The organism is Nesterenkonia rhizosphaerae, assembly GCF_039544555.1.
GTDB classification, from domain to species: Bacteria; Actinomycetota; Actinomycetes; order Actinomycetales; family Micrococcaceae; genus Nesterenkonia; species Nesterenkonia rhizosphaerae.
In genome coordinates, this window is the sequence record NZ_BAABLW010000001.1 from 260787 (window position 1) to 277911 (window position 17125).

Consider the following 17125-nt stretch of genomic DNA (forward strand, 5'->3'; position numbering starts at 1 on the left):
TCCGCAGGGGCTGGGACCGTATGCCCCGCCGGAACCGCCTGTCGGCGGCCGGCGGGGCGACCTCGTGAGGGAGCCCTGAGGTGCTGAGCTGACGACGTGCTCACCCTGACTCCGCTCAGGTTCCACATCAGCGGCCGCTACTAGACTGGAGCAGTGAGCGAAACAGTGCCTGAGGAAACAGCGCCGGCAACCGGCCAAAACGAGGACGCCACACCTGGCCGTGACCTGCGTGAAGAGTACGCGCAGCTGGTAGAAGAGGTCCGCAAACACCGGATCGCCTACTACCAGGAGGACCAGCCGCTGATCTCGGATGCGGAGTTCGACGAACTCTACGAGCGTCTGCAGCAGATCGAAGCCGAGCACCCAGAGCTGGTCGCTGCCGACTCCCCCACCCAGGAGGTAGGCGGCGAGGTCTCGGAAGCATTTTCCCCGGTCAAACACATACAGCGGCTCTACTCACTGGAAGACCTGTTCTCCCGCAGCGAGCTGCGCACCTGGTACGACCGCGCGATGGCGAGCCTGACCCAACTGCGGCCCGAGGCCGTCTCGCAGGGGCTGAAATGGCTCGCTGAGGTGAAGATCGACGGTCTGGCCATCAATCTGCTCTACCGCGAGGGCAAACTGGTGCGAGCTGCGACCCGCGGCGACGGCATCACCGGTGAAGACGTGACACACAATGTGCTCACCATCGGGGATATTCCGCAGCAGCTCAGCGGTGAGAATCATCCGGCGGAGCTGGAAGTCCGCGGCGAGATCTTCATGCCCACCGCCGACTTTCACGCCTTCAACGAGCAGCTGACTGCACAGGGCAAGGCACCGTTGGCCAATCCGCGCAATGCCGCCGCTGGCTCCCTGCGACAGAAGGATCCCGCCAAAACCGCTGAGCGCCCGCTGTCCATGTTCGTGCACGGCATCGGCGCCCGGGAGGGCATCACCCTGACTTCCCAGCACGAGGTCTATGACCAGCTGGCGGCCTGGGGCCTGCCGGTGAGCCCCTATACCCAGCTGCTGGAAAGCTATGAGCAGATCGATGACTATCTCGATGAGCATCTGAAGAACCGGCACAGCCTGGTCCACGAGATCGACGGCGTGGTCATCAAGGTGGACAGCTTTGACCTGCAGCGAGCCCTGGGACATACCTCCCGGGTACCGCGCTGGGCTGCGGCCTATAAGTACCCGCCGGAGGAGAAATCCACCGAACTCCTGGACATCCGCGTGCAGGTGGGCCGCACCGGCCGCGTCACACCGTTTGCGGTTCTGGAGCCGGTGAAGGTGGCCGGCTCCGAGGTCTCCAAAGCCACCCTGCACAACCAGGACGTGGTGAAGCTGAAGAACCTGATGATCGGCGACCGCGTGCTGGTCCGCAAAGCCGGGGACGTGATCCCTGAGGTACTGGGGCCGGTACTTGCCGAACGGGAGAAGCGCGAGAAAGAGTCCGGCAAGCTGAAAGAGTTCGTGTTCCCCAGTCATTGCCCGGCCTGCGGTGCCGAGCTGGCACCGGCCAAAGAGGGCGACGTCGATTACCGCTGCCCCAATGCTCAGACTTGCCCGGCCCAGCTGGCCGAACGAGTCATCCATGTCGGTTCGCGCGGGGCATTGGACATCGAGGCCCTGGGTGAAGAAGCCGGACTCGCGCTGACCAATCCGGACCCGGAAGAGGTGCGCCCGCCCAAGGAACTCATCGACGTGGACAAGACTGCAGAATCCGGGGCTACGGTGGAGTACGACGACGAGGGCCAGCCGCTGGCGCAGAAACCGGTGCTGCGCAATGAGGCCTCGCTGTTCGACATAACCCCTGAAGACCTCAAAGGCGTGTACCGGTGGCGTGAGGTGCTGGAGAAGAGCCCCGAGACCGGCAAGTTCGAAGGCACTGGCCGATTCGCCCCCGTGCTGTATTTCTGGACCAAACCGCAGTACGTCAAAGGTGAGCTGAAGGAAGCCTCCAAGCCGCGCGAGAACACGGTCAAGCTGTTCTCCGAGCTGGAGAAAGCCAAAGAGCAACCCCTGTGGCGGGTGCTGGTGGCCCTGTCCATCCGACACGTGGGCCCCACCGCCTCACGCGCTCTGGCCAGCGCCTATGGATCGATGCAGAAGATTCGGGCGGCCAGCGAGGAGGAGCTGGCGGGGATCGACGGTGTAGGCCCAACGATTGCCGCCTCCATCCGCGAATGGTTCAGCGTGGACTGGCACTGTCAGATTCTGGAGAGCTGGGCCGCGGCCGGAGTGCGGATGGAAGACGAGGTGGATGAGTCCACCCCCCGCACCTTGGAGGGGCTGACCGTTGTGGTCACCGGCTCTTTGGAGAACTTCTCCCGGGATGAATCCAAAGAAGCCATCATCAGTCGCGGCGGTCGGGCCTCCGGCTCAGTCTCGAAGAAGACCGATTATGTGGTGGCCGGTGAGAATGCCGGTTCCAAACTCACCAAGGCTGAGACGCTGGGCGTTCCGGTACTGGATGAGGACGAGTTCGTTGCACTGCTGGAAAAAGGTCCTGAGGGAGTATCACAATGACTGAAGCACGAATCACTGAACTGCTGGAGATCGCCCAGGAGGCCGCTGCCGCGGGCGCTGCCGTACTGGCAGAACGTGACGAGGTTGCTCCCACCGGCACAGTGCTGACCGAAGACCAGTCCGGAGTGAAGACCAAATCATCAGAATCCGACCTGGTCACTGACTTCGATCGCAGGGCCGAGGAGGCCGTGCGCGAAGCAATCAGCCGCCGTCGGCCTCAGGACACCATCTCTGGCGAGGAATACGGCACCACCGAGGTGGATAATCCCAGCGGCTACCGATGGTCCATCGATCCGCTGGATGGCACCACCAACTTCGTGCGCGGTATCGCCTATTACGGCACCTCCGTTGGACTGCAGGGTCCTGACGGCACGTGGCTGGTGGGCGTGGTCAATGCCCCTGCGCTGAACCGCATCTGGTGGGGCGTGAAGGGCCACGGATCCTTCACCTCGCGCGGAACCAATGAGCCGGTGCGGCTGGTCGGGCCCACCGGGGATCCGCACGCGGGACTGCTGGCCACCGGCTTCGGCTATGACCCGGCCCGCCGCGAGCAGCAGACCGCCACTGTGGCAGATATGCTGACCGGCTTCGGCAATCTTCGCCGACTCGGTGCCGCGGCACTGGATATTTGCATGGTGGCCGATGGCACCCTGGATGCCTACGCCGAGTACGGCATCTGGGAGCACGATTGGGCGGCAGCTGCGGTGATCGCTGAGGAAGCTGGTGTCCCAGTGCGCCGCCCGGCGGCCGCCAATAGCGCAGAGGCCCCCGACTGGTGCGTGGTGGGCCACCTGGGCATGGAGCACAGCCAGCTACTGCCCACCCCCACCGGCCTCTGATAGGGCTGAAACCTGCCGAATAGTGAGGTATTGCCGCCATTCGGCAGGTTTCAGCACGGTCAACGGGCGGGGAGGGGAGTTTTCCCCGGTTCAGCGGCTTTCGCGGTAACCCGCTCGGACTCCACAGCGTCGGTCTTACAACCACGGAACTGCTGCTTTTTCTTATTGGCTGTAGCTATGCGCATTCGCCGCCCGTTACCGCCCCCACTGCTCGGCAAGACCTTCACCCGCCAGGAAGCCCGCGCTTTAGGGATCTCTGACCGCCGGCTGAGGGCCCCAGACATTGAGCGCATCAGTCGCGGAGTGTATCGGTGTCTGCAGGCCCCGGTCCTCTCCCCCGAGGAGGACACTGACCAGCTCCGGTCATTCCAGCGGATGGTTCCCGGTACCTGGTATTCGCATACCACCGCGGCCGGTCTCTATCACCTTCCCACCGGCGAGAGAAAGCTGGTCGGACCTTCGCCAATTCATATCAGCGCTTTGTACAGCACGTCGCTAGCGAAACTACCCAACGCCGTCGTGCACCGGCCTATGAAAGTCGGTGACACCGAAGTCATCGACCTCGATGGGATCCAGGTCTCCTCCCCTGAGAGGACGTTCCTAGAACTGGCGGTCATTATTCCCGTACCGGCCCTTAACGCTGCCGGGGACCAATTAGTCCGGATCCCCAAGAAGGCCTATGAGCCCCGGGGACTTCCCTGGACCAGCATCAATGCGCTACGGGATTTCGTCAGCGCCCATCCCCACACGCCAGGTGTCCCGGCGGCGAGGGAAGCACTGAGGCTTATCCGGGTAGGTGCCGATTCGGCACCGGAGACCCAGCTGCGACTAGCAATTATTGATATGGGGCTTCCCGAGCCGGTCCTACAGGTATCGGCCTGGCCGGGCTGCCGGTATACCGCAGATCTCGGCTATCCGGAGGTGAAGATTGCCCTGCAGTATGAGGGCGTCCACCACTTCACCCCAGAACAGCAGGCGGCGGATCAGCGGCGCAATGCCGCCTTTGAAGCAGCTGGGTGGACCGTCATTATGGTCAACCGCGTTGACCTTCGCCAGAATTTCGGGTTGCTGATTCGCCGGCTGGCGCAGCTGCTCGCTGCCCGCGGCGCAATCGCGCGGTCCTAATAGAGCTGGAACCTGCCAAATAGCGCGGATTTTCCGCTATTCGGCAGGTTCCAGCTCGGTTAATCAGTAGGTTCTGGTTTAAACCCCTGCGGTGTCCTGCACCTGGGACTTCGAGACGGTCACCATGTCCTCGGGACCTTCGATGTACTCCGGGTCATCCATCAGACGACCAGCCTTGCGATCTGCGAAGTACTGCTCCATCTCCTTCTTCACCACCGGAGCCAGAACAACCAGGCCGATGACGTTGATGAAGATGCACAAGAACAGTGCCGAGTCGGCAAAGTCAATGATGTTGCCGAAGGAGACCAGGCAGCCGATCACGATGAACACCAGGACAATTACACGGAAGATAGTGTCAGAGGTCTGGGACTGGCCGAACAGATGCCGCCAGGCCTGGATGCCGTAGTAGCTCCAGGTAATCAGCGTGGAGAAGGCGAACAGGAACACAGCGATCGCCAGGATCACAGAGAAGCCGCTGAAGAACTCGTCAAAGGCGCCGAAGGTCAGGCCGATCGGAGCTGCGGAGTGAGCCTCGACTGCTTCATTCCAGGTGGGCTCCCAGGCGAAGATGATGACCAGAGCAGTCATCGTGCAGATGACCACGGTATCGATGAAGGGCTCCAGTGCTGCCACGAAGCCTTCAGAAACCGGGCGGCGGGTCTTCACTGCGGAGTGAGCGATCGGAGCCGAACCGATGCCGGCCTCGTTGGAGAAGGCTGCGCGCTGGACACCGATGATGATGACACCGATCACACCACCGGCCACACCCTCAGGGGAGAATGCGCCCACGATGATCGCGCTGAAGGCCGGACCGATATTGCCGATATTGGCGATGATCACGATCAAGCAGGACACCACGTAGACGATCGCCATGGCCGGCACCAGAGCACCGGTCACGCGGCCGATGGACTTGATGCCGCCGATGATCACCAGCGCGACCAGACCAGCAAAGATGATGCCGAAGACCAGGGAACCCACCTCGGAGTGCAGGAAGGTGTCCTCGTTGCCAACCACAGTGGCCACTGCGTCCTGAACGCCGGAGAAGGCCGAGTTGGCCTGGAACATGCCGCCGCCGATGATGCCGAAGAGCATCACAGAGATCGCGAAGACACCGGTGATGATCGCCACCGGGATACGCCCAAGACGGCGGAAAGCCACCGGCAGATACTTGAAGGGACCACCGTGGACCTCGCCGGTCACCGGGTCGATCTCGCGGTAGCGAACGCCCAGAGTACATTCGACGAACTTGGTGCACATGCCGAAGAGGCCCGCCAGAATCATCCAGAAGGTCGCGCCGGGACCGCCAAGCGAGACAGCTGCTGCCACACCTGCAATATTGCCCAGGCCCACCGTGCCGGAAACCGCCGCGGTCAGTGCCTGGAAGTGATTGACCTCACCGGGATCATCCTTGCGGGACCACTTGCCGCGGACCACCTCAAGGGCGACCTTGAAGCCGCGGAACTGTACGGCCTTGAAGTAAATGGTGAAACCGATGGCGGCCACGATCGCCCACAGCACCACCAGAGAACCGTCCCAGAGAACTGAGTCCTCCGGGAAGGGGTTACCCAGTGGAATGGTGACCTGTGTACCGAAGATCAGGTTCACGAAGAAGCCGGTGGCTTCACCGAAAGCTTCATCGATAGTGTCAGCGAACTGCTGAATACCGGAGACCTCTTCTTCGGCCTCCGCAGCAGCTAACAGTCCCAGTGGACTCATGTTGTTCATCCCCTCGTGTGGATGTTCCGATGCGAGTAATTGCATACTCATTGCAGCCGGGGTAGACCCCGATTGCGCAATAATCTACGCCTAGTCTGTTTCGATCGCTTTGCGCCACGCAATGAAAATGTAACAGTCATGTTTCCAGACTCCGGAAAATTGCGCTAGAGCATCCACATCATGGACTTGCGTTCAAAGACAGCAAAGCGCCCGCCCTTTCCCCTGGTCAGGGAAGGGACGGGCGCTTAATCAGCTGGCGACTGGAGGCGGGTCAGCCCTCGATGCCGAGTTTGTTCAGCACGATCTCGCGGACCTTACCGGCATCCGCCTGGCCGCGAGTTTCTTTCATCACCGGCCCGATGAGAGCCCCGATGGCCTTAAGTTTGCCCGCAGCGACCTTCTCCACCACATCCGGGTTCTCTGCCATGGCCTTCTCCACTGCGGCAGTCAGCGCGCCGTCGTCGGAGACCACTTCAAGGCCGCGGTCAGCAACAATCTTGCTCGGAGCGCCCTCGCCGTCGAGGTGGTACTCCAGTACCTGGCGGGCGATCTTGTCATTGATACGACCCTCCTCGATCAGCTTGTTCAGCTCCACGATGGTCGCTGGCTCCACGCCGAGTGCGGCCGGCTCCACCTCACGGGCATTGGCCACCCGGGAGATCTCGCCCATCCACCACTTGCGAGCCACTGCCGGTGAAGCGCCCGAGGCGACAGTCTCCTCGATCTGGTCCATCAGACCCGCCGCGAGCACGTCGCGGAATTCCTTATCCGAGTAGCCCCAGGCCTCACGCAGACGACGACGGCGCTCCGCCGGCGGCTCCGGCAGCTCAGCGCGCAGCCGCTCGATCCACTCCTGATCGGTGACGATCGGCAGCAGGTCCGGCTCCGGGAAGTACCGGTAGTCATCAGCATCGGATTTCGGCCGTCCGGAGGACGTGGTGCGGGTGTCCTCCTTCCAGTGCCGGGTCTCCTGCACGATGGAACCACCGGCAGCCAGAATGCCCGCGTGTCGGCGGATCTCGTAGTGCACAGCGTGCTCCACTGCGCGCAGGGAGTTGACGTTCTTCGTCTCCGAGCGGGTACCGAACTTCCCGGCCCCCTTCTCCATGAGGGAGACATTGGCATCGCAACGGACATTGCCGCGCTCCATACGGGCATCGGAGATGCCCAGAGCCTTCACGATGTCGCGGACAGCGGTCACATAGGCCCGGGCGATCTCCGGGGCGCGCTCGCCGGCACCAGTAATGGGTTTGGTGACGATCTCAATGAGCGGCACACCCGCACGGTTATAATCCACCAGCGAGTAGTCCGCACCCTGAATACGCCCGGAACCACCGGCGTGGGTCAGTTTGCCGGCGTCCTCTTCCATATGCGCCCGCTCGATCTCCACGCGGAAGATCTCGCCGTCGTCGAGCTCCACATCCAGGTAGCCATCGAAGGCGATGGGCTCGTCGTACTGGGAGGTCTGCCAGTTCTTCGGGGTATCCGGGTAGAAGTACTGCTTGCGGGCGAAGCGGCAGGTCTCCGCAATGGAGCAGTTCAGCGCCAGGCCCAGCTTGATGGCGTACTCCACGGCAGTCTTATTGACCACCGGCAAAGTGCCGGGCAGACCCAGGTCCACCTCGTTGACATTGGTGTTGGGCTCATCACCAAAGGCATTCGGCGCCGAGGAGAACATCTTGGTCTTGGTGTTCAGCTCCACGTGGACCTCAAAGCCCATGACCGGCTCGAAGCGCTCCAGCGCCTCGTCAAAGCTCAGCGGTGCGGGTTCAGTCAGTGTCTGATTCACTTGGCTCCCTCCAAGTCCGGGATGCGAGCCCACAGCGGCTCGGCGTCCTCCTGCAGCAGCTTCTCCAGTGCCGCACCTGCACGGTAGATACGAGCATCCTCGCGCACCGGAGCAAGGAACTGGATGCCCACCGGCAGCCCCTCAGAGAGGCCACCCGGGACCGAAATGCCGGGAACACCTGCCAGGTTCGCCGGGATGGTTGCCACGTCATTGAGGTACATGGCCAGCGGGTCATCAAGCTTCTCGCCCAGCGGGAACGCCACGGTAGGCGCCGTCGGGGAGATCAGCACATCGGCCTTCTCGAATGCGGCGTCGAAGTCACGCTGAATCAGGGTGCGGATCTTCTGAGCCGAGCCGTAGTAGGCGTCGTAGTAGCCTGCTGAGAGCGCGTATGTACCCAAGATGATGCGGCGCTTGACCTCCTCACCGAAGCCTGCGGCTCGAGTGGCACCCATGACGCGCTCGATAGTGAGCGAGCCATCCTCAGGCACCACACGGGTGCCGTAGCGCACGCCGTCGAACTTCGCCAGGTTCGAGGATGCCTCAGAGGGCATGATCAGGTAGTAGGCGCCCAGCGCGTAGTCAAAGCTGGGGCAATCCACTTCCACGATCTCTGCTCCGGCCTGGCGCAGCTTCTGGAGCGACTCATTAAAACGCTCGAGCACACCGGACTGATAACCCTCGCCCTGAAGCTGCTTGATGACGCCGATACGCAGACCAGCGACATCGGTATCCGCGGCAGCCTGCGCAAAGGCGGGCACGGGTTCGTTCAAGGAGGTGGAGTCCTTGGGATCGTGGCCAGCGATCAGCTCGTGCAGCAGCGCAGCGTCCTCCACCGTGCGCGTCACCGGACCGATCTGATCCAATGAGGAGGCCATGGCGATCGCACCGTAGCGCGATACGGAGCCGTACGTGGGCTTGGTGCCGACAGTGCCGGTGACCGCGCCGGGCTGGCGGATGGAACCGCCGGTATCAGTACCCAGCGCCAGCGGTGCCTCAAAGGCGGCCACCGCTGCAGCGGAACCGCCACCGGAACCACCCGGGATACGCGAGGTATCCCAGGGGTTGCGGGTAGGACCATAGGCAGAGTGCTCAGTGGATGAACCCATGGCGAACTCATCCAGGTTGGTCTTGCCCAGGATCGGCAGCTTAGCGGCACGGATCTTGGTGATCACCGTGGCGTCGTAGGGGCTCATCCAACCCTGCAGCATCTTGGAGCCTGCCGTGGTGGGCTGTCCCTTGGTGACGATCAGGTCCTTGATGGCGATCGGCACACCGGCCAGCGGGTGCAGATTCTCAGCTTCATCTCCACCGGCTGTGCGGATGGCGTCTACCTCAGCGGCAGTAGCCAGCGCTTCTTCAGCGGAGACATGCAGGAAAGCGTTGATCTGGCCGTCGACCTCAGTGATGCGATCCAGGTGCGCCTGGGTGAGCTTCACCGAGGTGATCTCACCGGCACGCAGTTTCGCGGCCATTTCTGCCGCGCTCAGGCGAATGAGGCTATGGGGCGTCGTCGTCATCTCTTACTCCTCATCCAGGATTGCCGGGACTTTGAAGCGTCCGTCTTCGGCGTCGGGGGCATTGCTCAGCGACTGCTCGGAGGTGAAGACCTCACCGACTACGTCTTCACGGAAGACATTGGTCAGCGGCAGCGGGTGGCTGGTGGCCGGGACGTCGTCGCCGGCTGCTCCCTGGACGGTTTTCACTGAATCGACGATGACGGCCAGCTCGCCGGCCATCTTCTCCAGCTCAGCCTCGGTCATGGCGATATGGGCCAGTTTGGCAAGATGCTCGACGTCGGCGCGCGAGATCTCAGACATGCAGCTCCCTTGGGTAGGGGGTGGGGTTCTCAAAGACTCAGTCTAGTGCGGGCTGAACGCCCGGGGGCTCAGTCGCCCTTGACGTCCACTAGAACGACGGTGACATTATCGCGGCCCCCGGCGCGCAGGGACTGGTGAATCAACCAGTCCACGGTCTCCTGGGCGTTACGCCCGGCATTGAGGATTGCCGCGATCTCATCATCAGTCAGTTCGCCGGTAAGTCCATCTGAACAGATCAGCAGGCGCTGACCAGGGGTGATGGTGGCAGTGAAGAAATCCGCTGCCCATACCTCACCGGCACCCAGGGCGCGGGTGATGACATTGCGGTTGGGGTGGGTGTGGATCTCTTCGGCGGTGATCATGCCGGAGTCAAAGAGTTCCTGCACCTGGGAGTGGTCCCGGGTCAGCCGGATGAGTGCGCCGTCATGGAGCAGGTAGGTGCGCGAATCTCCGATGTTGAAGACCAGCCACTGCCATTGGCCCTGCCCCTCCCCGCTGGGGGCGGGGATCACCACGGCCCCGGAGAGCGTGGTTCCAGCTTTGGAGTCTGTGGCTTCCCGGATGCGTCGGTCGGCGTCATCGAGGTAATGCTGGATATCCCGCTCGGTGACCTGCCCGCCGGCGGCCTCCCAGCCCTCGGCCAGCGCCTGAACGGCAAGCGAGGAGGCGACCTCGCCAGCCTCATGACCGCCCATCCCGTCAGCTACTGCGAACAGCGTGTCAGTGACGACGTAAGAGTCTTCATTGAGCTGGCGGCGCAGGCCTACATGCGAACCGTATCCGTAATCGACATACGGTTCGTCCGGCGAATCGGGAGTATGCGCGCTGGAGACCACGTCACCATCTTTGCACGGATGATATGGAAACGTGATCTTGACGACGTTGGGCGGGTGCGGTGAACTCTGCTGTAAGCAGTGGAGCACCCCCTCCTGCACCGAACGGTTCTTGGAGGTCTCGTGATCAGAGCATCAGGACTTGCCCTGGTTCTGGTGATTGCAGCCGCACCGCTTCTTGCCTGTGGCACCTCCGCCGCAGACCCTGGCGAGCCCGCCGCCGCTTCTGCGCATCTGAGCACCACGGCGTTCGAGGACGACACTGCGCTGCTGACTGACGGGACCCACGCGATCATCGCGGCGGCCGCTGCCCCCACCTACCCGGTTGAAATGGATGCTTTGGTCTCCGGGACCCTCACTGCCGGCCCGTCCGGATGCCTGCTCTCAGAGCACGACGGCACCCAAGAACGAACGGCGATCAGATTTCCCTACGGTGCTGTCCCCACTGAGCACGGCGTGGAACTTCCCGACGGCGGCTTCATGGCTCTGGATAAACCGTTCAGTGTGGGCGGCGGTTCCCTGCAACTAGCCGAGGTGCTGCCGCAGCAGCTCATCGAAGAATGCGAACTCACCGGTGTGCATGAGATCTTCGTCCTCAATGCACGGCAGTGACTGAGAATGCACCGCAGTGACTCACTGTTGGTTACTCACTGTTCAGCTTTGATCCAGCACAATGCCGGTGCCGCTGGCCCGTAGCAGCATGCTGGGGGCGACTTCTCCGAAGCCGCGCACAATCCGCGGCGGCTGGGGCACCAGAAGGTAATCCTCACTGCGTTCCAGGGCCGCAGCTGTATCAGCATCCACCAGGATGGTGCCCGGATCAGCCAGCGACGTCAGCCGCGCCGCCAGGTTCACGGTGGGCCCGTAGATATCACCCATCCGGGAGAGCACTCGGCCCCACACCACAGAAACCCTGGCCTGCGGCAGCACGTCATCTGCCGCAATGGTCTCAGCAAGTGCCAGCGCAATCTCCGCACCGGCCTCAGGGGTTTCGGCGTTGTAGAGCACCTCATCTCCCACGGTCTTGACCAGCCGGCCACCACCGATGGAGATGATCTCCGCACATTTGGACTCAAAACGCTGCACCATCTGCGCCAAGGTGCGCTCGCTCATCTGGCGCGAGAGCGAGGTATAGGAGACCAAGTCGGCAAAGCCCACTGCCCGGGCCAGTGGCAGCGGCGCATCGGAGCCCCCCGCATCGCGCCCACGGCTGACCGCGGCAAGCCCGGACTCCACACGGACGGTGAGTCGCTGCAGGGCCGCGGAGAGCTGACGCCGCCAGGCGTAGCCCATCAGCTGCTGCAGCGGTTCAATGAGCTGCGGCAGTGATTCCACCACGTGACTGCGGGCCTCGGCGTCGTCGTACCCCTCATTGGTGATTTTGTCCTCCACCAGGGCCTCGATCTGCCAGACCACCATGCGGTCAGTCATCTGTCCCACCGAGCGGGTCAGTGAGATCGCTGTCTCCTCATTCAGGTAGCCCTCGCGCACCAGACCAACCATGGTGGCCAGCGCCTGCGCATCTGCCTCGGTGAAGGCAGTGACATCGTCCTCCAGGTTGGGAAATCCCAGGGCACGCCAGAGTTTGCGGGCTGAATGCGTGGACACCCCCATGCGGGAGGCCATCTCGCGGTATGTCAGAGTGCGCTCAGCACCCAGGAGCCGGCGCTCCAGCTGCCGGATGTTCCGGTGCCATTCGCGCTGCTCCATCGTCGGAATCGGAATCGCCGCAGTATGCGGGTGACGCTCGGCCGAAGCGGAGTCCAGCTCCATCCCTGGGTGCTCGGCAGCGAAGGCCCGGGCCTCTTCAGTGGCCTGCGGCGGCGCGGCCGGCAAGGTGTCTGCGCGCGCGACTGTCCCGGAGGCGATGGAAGGAAAGTCTGTCCAATCAGAGCGAGCCGCGGCGAGTTCCTCAGAGGTGTAACCGCCCTCGTCACCGGGGCGGGGGATCTCCTGGGTCTCATCGGCCATATAGTCACCGATTCCCCCGAAGCCGCGACGGCGGGCTCGCTCCCAGGCCTCACTTCCGTGACGCTTGTCATCGGTGCTCTCCGCCTGGTCCGACTGCTCAGCGGCTTGATCGGGCCCGGACCCAGGCCCCGGCTCAGCGTCCGAACGCGGATCCATACACATCCCCGGGCGCGGCATAGGGCTGCGGGCCAGCAGCGTAGGCAGCACGGGCAGCCCGGCGTCGATACTCGGTCAGCTGCTCAGCAATAAGCGTGTTGAACCGTTCAGCGTCAGGCATGTCCTTCAATCTGGTTCGCTGGTGCTGGCCATAGGCGCCGTGAATGAGCAGCAAGTCCCCCGCCCCTGACATACCCTGCATACTCGAGATGCGCAGTTCCGCCTGAGAGAGCAGCGCCAGCGGCACCACAGTGGCCTGTGCAGCCCCGATCAGGTTCTTCTGCACCACGCGTTCTGTGGTCAGGTAGGTGAAGCGGTTCAGCCACACCAGCGCTGGTTTAAGCGACCCGAAGGCCAGGGAGATCAGACCCGCCGCCCAGATCAGGAAAACCAGGATGTGGCGGTAGTGCTCAATAAAGGCCGGTTGGGTGGGGCGTGAGACATAACCGAGCAGGAAACTCATCAGCCCGATGGTCACCAATAGGTTGATCACCGCAGGCAGCAGGGCCCGATGATGGGCGCGCGTACGCACCACCACTTGCTCACCGTCAACCAGCTTCAACAGCACGAGCCGGCACCTCCCGGGTCAGATTCTCGGGCTCAGCTTTCTAGTCTACTGAAACCTCGCCAGGCTGCGCTCGCCTGGTCTGCAGGCCTGGTGAGCGCATCATGGGTCCAGTCATTGAAGCGGACGAAGGTGAACGACATCGCCAGCAGTGAATTCCTCCACACTGGCGGGCACCTGCTCCCACAGCTGCTCATCGCCTCCCCCGGCTTCCGGATCCAGGACACTGCGACGGCGGCTGGTCACCTCAACCACCAATGCGCCGTCCTGCTGGATCCCGACCGCGGTGCCGCGAACCCCGGTACCGTCGGGAAGCTCCAGGCGCACCTGCTGCCCCACAGTGCTGATGGCTTCGACAATGGCCTCCCGCACTGCTGCGATGTCTCCAGCACTGTGCGCCTGTGAGTAGAGATCGTGGGTGTGCTGAAGCCAGCTGCAGAGCACCTGGGTGCGCAGGGTGGCAGCTTCGGCCACCCCTTGCGAGGTGCCCAGATCGGGAGCTGGCATCCAGGCCCGCTGCAGTTCCAGCAGCACCGAGGTCGCCGTCGTCGTCGGCAGTTCCTCCTGGGTCAGCAGCACATTGATACCGGCTCCCAGCACTAGTGCCTGGGGGTCCCCGGGAGGCACTACTGCCAGTAACCCGGCGATCTTGCGTCCCTGGACGTGGACATCATTGGGCCATTTCAGTTCCGCATCCAGTCCGAGCTCCCGCAGTGTTCGCACCAATGCCCGCCCAGCCAGCATGGTCAACCAATGCCACTGCTGCCGTGGAAGAGTGCTGCGCAGGACCACGGAGGTGGACAGCGAAGCACCCTTGGGTGAGGCCCAGCTGCGACCCAGTCTGCCGCGCCCGCCGGTTTGTTCTTCTGTCGTGAGCACAGCGAAATGCGGCCAGCGCGCAGCGAAGTCCGGCGCCTGCGCCGCGGCCACCAGTTCAGCGTTGGTGGAAGTGGCGGATTCGTGCCGGACCAGACGCGAGACCAGGCCGGGGCGCACCAGCTGCTGGTTCAGCCGGTGCGCGTCCAAGGGTGCCAGGTAATGGGTCATCTATAGGAAGATATCCGGAACCAGCTCGGTACCCGGGGTCACCGCATAGGAGCTGAGATCGGTAATACCTGCAGCGGCAAGCACCTGCTCATCGGTCAGGAATGGACTGGAGAGCTCCCCACCAAAGTCCGCACTGCCGCTGATCAGCGCATAAGCAGCATCGGCCATGATCTGGGGCTTGCGGCTCCCAGCCAGCATCTTCTCCCCGCCCGGAAGGTTCGCGATGGCTGCCGTTTCAATGAGGGTGGCCGGCCACAGCGAGTTCACGGTGATCCCCTCAGGCCCAAGCTCCGCGGCCAGCCCGAGAGTAGTCATGGACATCGCATACTTGCTCATGGTGTAGCCCAGGTGCCGGCCAAACCATTTCGGGTCCAGGTTCAGCGGTGGGGACAGAGTCAGGATCCTCGGAGTCCAGCCCTCTTGGGATGCGCTGGTTCGCAGATGCGGGATGGCCGCCTTGGAGAGCGCGAAACTGCCCCTGGCGTTGATGTCCTGCATCAGGTCATAGCGCTTCATATCCAGTGCCTCAGTGGGCCGCAGATCAATGGCGGAAGCATTATTGATGACGACGTCGATTCCGCCGAAACGTTCCACAGCTGCGGTCACGGCGGCTTCAACATCTTCGTCGTGGCGAATATCCCCCACCACCGCCAGTCCCTGCCCTCCGGCGGCCTCGACGTCTGCCACAGCTGTGTGGACGGTGCCTTCCAGCTTCGGGTGCGGGGTGTCAGTTTTGGCCAGCAGCACCAGATTGGCACCGGCACGGGCGAGCCTCACGGCGATGGAATGGCCGATGCCGCGGCTGCCTCCGGAGATCAGCACGGTCCGTCCTGACAGCGTTGCTTCTGAGGCTGAGTGGCCCTGCGGTGAAGTGGTCTGCGTCATAGTCCCTACTCTATGCGCACGCTACTGGTCAGTAAGGGGAGGTCTTCACGCCCGCAGCTGCGCTCCTTGTAGGGTTTCTACATCCGATCTGCGATGAAGCCTCATTAGACTGACGCTCAGTTTGTGGAGTTCCTCCAGAATCGTGAGAATCTGGCGACTTCACCGTGTCCGATGACGTCCACGCGAGAAAGTGCCGCTGAAGAACCTATGAGCTCAGACGCTGACATGACCACCACCGCTGGCAAGCTCGCCGAGTTCCGGCGTCGTCGTGATGAGACCCTGGCCCCCGCTGGGGAAGCCGCCGTAGAGAAGCAGCACAACCGCGGAAAGCACACCGCCCGCGAACGTATCGAGATGCTTCTGGATGAGGACTCGTTCGTGGAGTTCGACGCTCTGGCGGTTCACCGCACCCATGCCTTCGGGATGGAGAAGAAAAAACTGCTCGGTGACGGGCTGGTCTCCGGCTACGGCACCGTCGACGGCCGGCTGGTGGCGGTGTACTCCCAGGACTTCACTGTTTTTGGCGGTTCGCTCTCGGCGGTCAACGGCGAGAAGATCGTCAAGGTCCAGGAGTTCGCCGCACGCAACGGCTGCCCAGTGATTGGCATCAACGACGGCGGCGGCGCGCGCATTCAGGAGGGCGTGGCCTCGCTTGCCATGTTCGCTGATATCTTCCGCAATAACGTCCACTCTTCCGGCGTAATCCCGCAGATCACCCTGATCATGGGTCCTTCAGCCGGCGGTGCTGCGTATTCTCCGGCGCTGACCGACTTCATCATCATGGTGGATAAGACCTCGCACATGTTCATCACCGGACCGGATGTGATCAAGTCCGTGACCGGTGAGGATGTGGATATGGAGACCCTCGGTGGTGCACGCTCGCACTCCACCACCACCGGTACCGCCAGCTATATGGCATCAGATGAAGAGGATGCCATTGAGTTCGCCAAGGAGCTCTTGGAGTTCCTGCCGCTGAACAACCTTGCCGAAGCCCCGGTGGAGCCGGCTGAGGCTCGCCCGAAGATCGAGCTCGAGGATGAGGCGCTCAATCAGCTGATCCCGGACTCAGCTTCGGCTCCCTATGACATGAAGGTGCTCATCGAGCAGCTTCTCGATGACGGGCATTTCCTGGAGCTGCAGTCCCTCTACGCTCCGAACATCATCATCGGCTTCGGCCGGGTTGAAGGCCGCAGTGTGGGCGTGGTGGCCAACCAGCCCAGCCAGTTCGCCGGGACCCTGGACATTTCGGCCTCGGAGAAGGCTGCTCGGTTTGTGCGCTTCTGCGATGCCTTCAATATCCCCATTCTGACTCTGGTGGATGTCCCCGGCTTCCTGCCCGGCACTGATCAGGAGTTCGGCGGCATCATTCGGCGCGGGGCCAAGCTGCTCTACGCCTACGCTGAAGCCACCGTCCCGAAGGTCACGGTGATTACGCGTAAGGCCTTCGGCGGCGCCTACATTGTGATGGGCTCCAAGAAGCTGGGCGCCGATGTGAACCTGGCCTGGCCCACCGCTCAGATCGGGGTCATGGGCGCTCAGGGAGCAGTGAACATCCTCTACCGGCGGGATCTGGCGGCGGTGGAGAAGGACGGTGGCGACGTCGAGGCCCGCCGCGCAGAGCTGATCGCTGATTATGAGGCAGCCCTGCTGAACCCGTATCAGGCCGCCGAGCTGGGTTATATCGACGCAGTGATCGAGCCGGCGGAGACGCGCTGGCATATCACTCAGGCCCTGCGCGCCACCCACCACAAGCGCGAGGCTCTGCCCGCCAAGAAGCACGGGAACATTCCGCTATGAGACCGATGACTAAGTACTACGCTGTTAACGTCTTCAGGCGTGATGGCCGCGGCTACGCGGCCGAGAGCCGA

At 62.9% G+C, this 17125-nt stretch carries 14 protein-coding genes; 5 read left to right on the plus strand and 9 right to left on the minus strand.

Annotated elements, in window-relative coordinates:
* Positions 1-153 precede the first annotated feature (153 nt).
* The 3 genes from ligA (at position 154) to ABEA23_RS01140 (ending at position 4475) form a co-directional block, all read left to right on the plus strand.
* Positions 154-2511, plus strand: a complete 2358-nt coding sequence (gene ligA, locus ABEA23_RS01130) for an NAD-dependent DNA ligase LigA (RefSeq protein WP_425577073.1) — start codon at positions 154-156, stop codon at positions 2509-2511.
* A complete protein-coding gene (locus tag ABEA23_RS01135) occupies positions 2508-3350 on the plus strand; it encodes an inositol monophosphatase family protein (RefSeq protein ID WP_345476292.1) in 843 nt (280 codons plus the stop codon). Before ligA ends, ABEA23_RS01135 begins: the two co-directional genes overlap by 4 nt.
* 177 nt (positions 3351-3527) lie before the next feature.
* Positions 3528-4475, plus strand: a complete 948-nt coding sequence (locus ABEA23_RS01140) for a type IV toxin-antitoxin system AbiEi family antitoxin domain-containing protein (RefSeq protein ID WP_345476293.1) — start codon at positions 3528-3530, stop codon at positions 4473-4475.
* A 78-nt stretch (positions 4476-4553) separates the two neighbouring features.
* Here ABEA23_RS01140 and ABEA23_RS01145 read toward each other — a convergent pair whose 3' ends face one another.
* The 5 genes from ABEA23_RS01145 to ABEA23_RS01165 all read right to left on the minus strand — a co-directional run bounded on the left by ABEA23_RS01145 (position 4554) and on the right by ABEA23_RS01165 (position 10636).
* Positions 4554-6191, minus strand: coding sequence for an alanine/glycine:cation symporter family protein (locus ABEA23_RS01145; protein ID WP_345476294.1), 1638 nt, complete (start codon positions 6189-6191; stop codon positions 4554-4556).
* 271 nt (positions 6192-6462) lie between these two features.
* The gene (gene gatB, locus ABEA23_RS01150) at positions 6463-7980 is read right to left on the minus strand and encodes an Asp-tRNA(Asn)/Glu-tRNA(Gln) amidotransferase subunit GatB (RefSeq protein ID WP_425577074.1); all 1518 of its coding nucleotides are present in this window, start codon (positions 7978-7980) and stop codon (positions 6463-6465) included.
* Positions 7977-9500: an Asp-tRNA(Asn)/Glu-tRNA(Gln) amidotransferase subunit GatA gene (gatA, locus tag ABEA23_RS01155; RefSeq protein WP_345476295.1), complete on the minus strand. Its 1524-nt coding sequence runs from the start codon at positions 9498-9500 to the stop codon at positions 7977-7979. The genes gatB and gatA overlap by 4 nt, the downstream gene beginning before the upstream one ends.
* Positions 9501-9503: 3 nt before the next feature.
* Positions 9504-9800: an Asp-tRNA(Asn)/Glu-tRNA(Gln) amidotransferase subunit GatC gene (gene gatC, locus ABEA23_RS01160; protein ID WP_260073299.1), complete on the minus strand. Its 297-nt coding sequence runs from the start codon at positions 9798-9800 to the stop codon at positions 9504-9506.
* Positions 9801-9868: 68 nt separating this feature from the next.
* Complete coding sequence (locus ABEA23_RS01165) at positions 9869-10636, minus strand: PP2C family protein-serine/threonine phosphatase (RefSeq protein WP_345476296.1); 768 nt, start codon at positions 10634-10636, stop codon at positions 9869-9871.
* 120 nt (positions 10637-10756) lie between these two features.
* Here ABEA23_RS01165 and ABEA23_RS01170 point away from each other — a divergent pair, with 120 nt between their 5' ends.
* On the plus strand, positions 10757-11245 hold the full coding sequence (locus ABEA23_RS01170; protein ID WP_345476297.1) for a hypothetical protein: 489 nt from the start codon (positions 10757-10759) through the stop codon (positions 11243-11245).
* Positions 11246-11287: 42 nt separating this feature from the next.
* Here the strand turns inward: ABEA23_RS01170 and ABEA23_RS01175 are convergent, their stop codons facing one another.
* The 4 genes from ABEA23_RS01175 to ABEA23_RS01190 form a co-directional block, all read right to left on the minus strand.
* Positions 11288-12343 carry an adenylate/guanylate cyclase domain-containing protein gene (locus ABEA23_RS01175; protein WP_345476363.1) on the minus strand — a complete coding sequence of 352 codons (1056 nt, stop codon included), beginning with the start codon at positions 12341-12343 and terminating at the stop codon, positions 11288-11290.
* A 394-nt stretch (positions 12344-12737) separates the two neighbouring features.
* Positions 12738-13328, minus strand: a complete 591-nt coding sequence (locus ABEA23_RS01180) for a hypothetical protein (protein ID WP_044494018.1) — start codon at positions 13326-13328, stop codon at positions 12738-12740.
* Positions 13329-13439: 111 nt separating this feature from the next.
* Positions 13440-14372 (minus strand): biotin--[acetyl-CoA-carboxylase] ligase, encoded by a 933-nt coding sequence (locus ABEA23_RS01185; RefSeq protein ID WP_345476298.1) that lies wholly within the window; start codon positions 14370-14372, stop codon positions 13440-13442.
* Complete coding sequence (locus ABEA23_RS01190) at positions 14373-15257, minus strand: SDR family oxidoreductase (protein ID WP_345476299.1); 885 nt, start codon at positions 15255-15257, stop codon at positions 14373-14375.
* Between the two features lie 207 nt (positions 15258-15464).
* On the opposite strand from ABEA23_RS01190, the gene ABEA23_RS01195 reads away from it, so the two are divergent.
* Entirely contained in the window at positions 15465-17054 is a 1590-nt protein-coding gene (locus tag ABEA23_RS01195; RefSeq protein WP_044494015.1) for an acyl-CoA carboxylase subunit beta, read from the plus strand.
* The last annotated feature ends 71 nt before the right edge of the window (positions 17055-17125 follow it).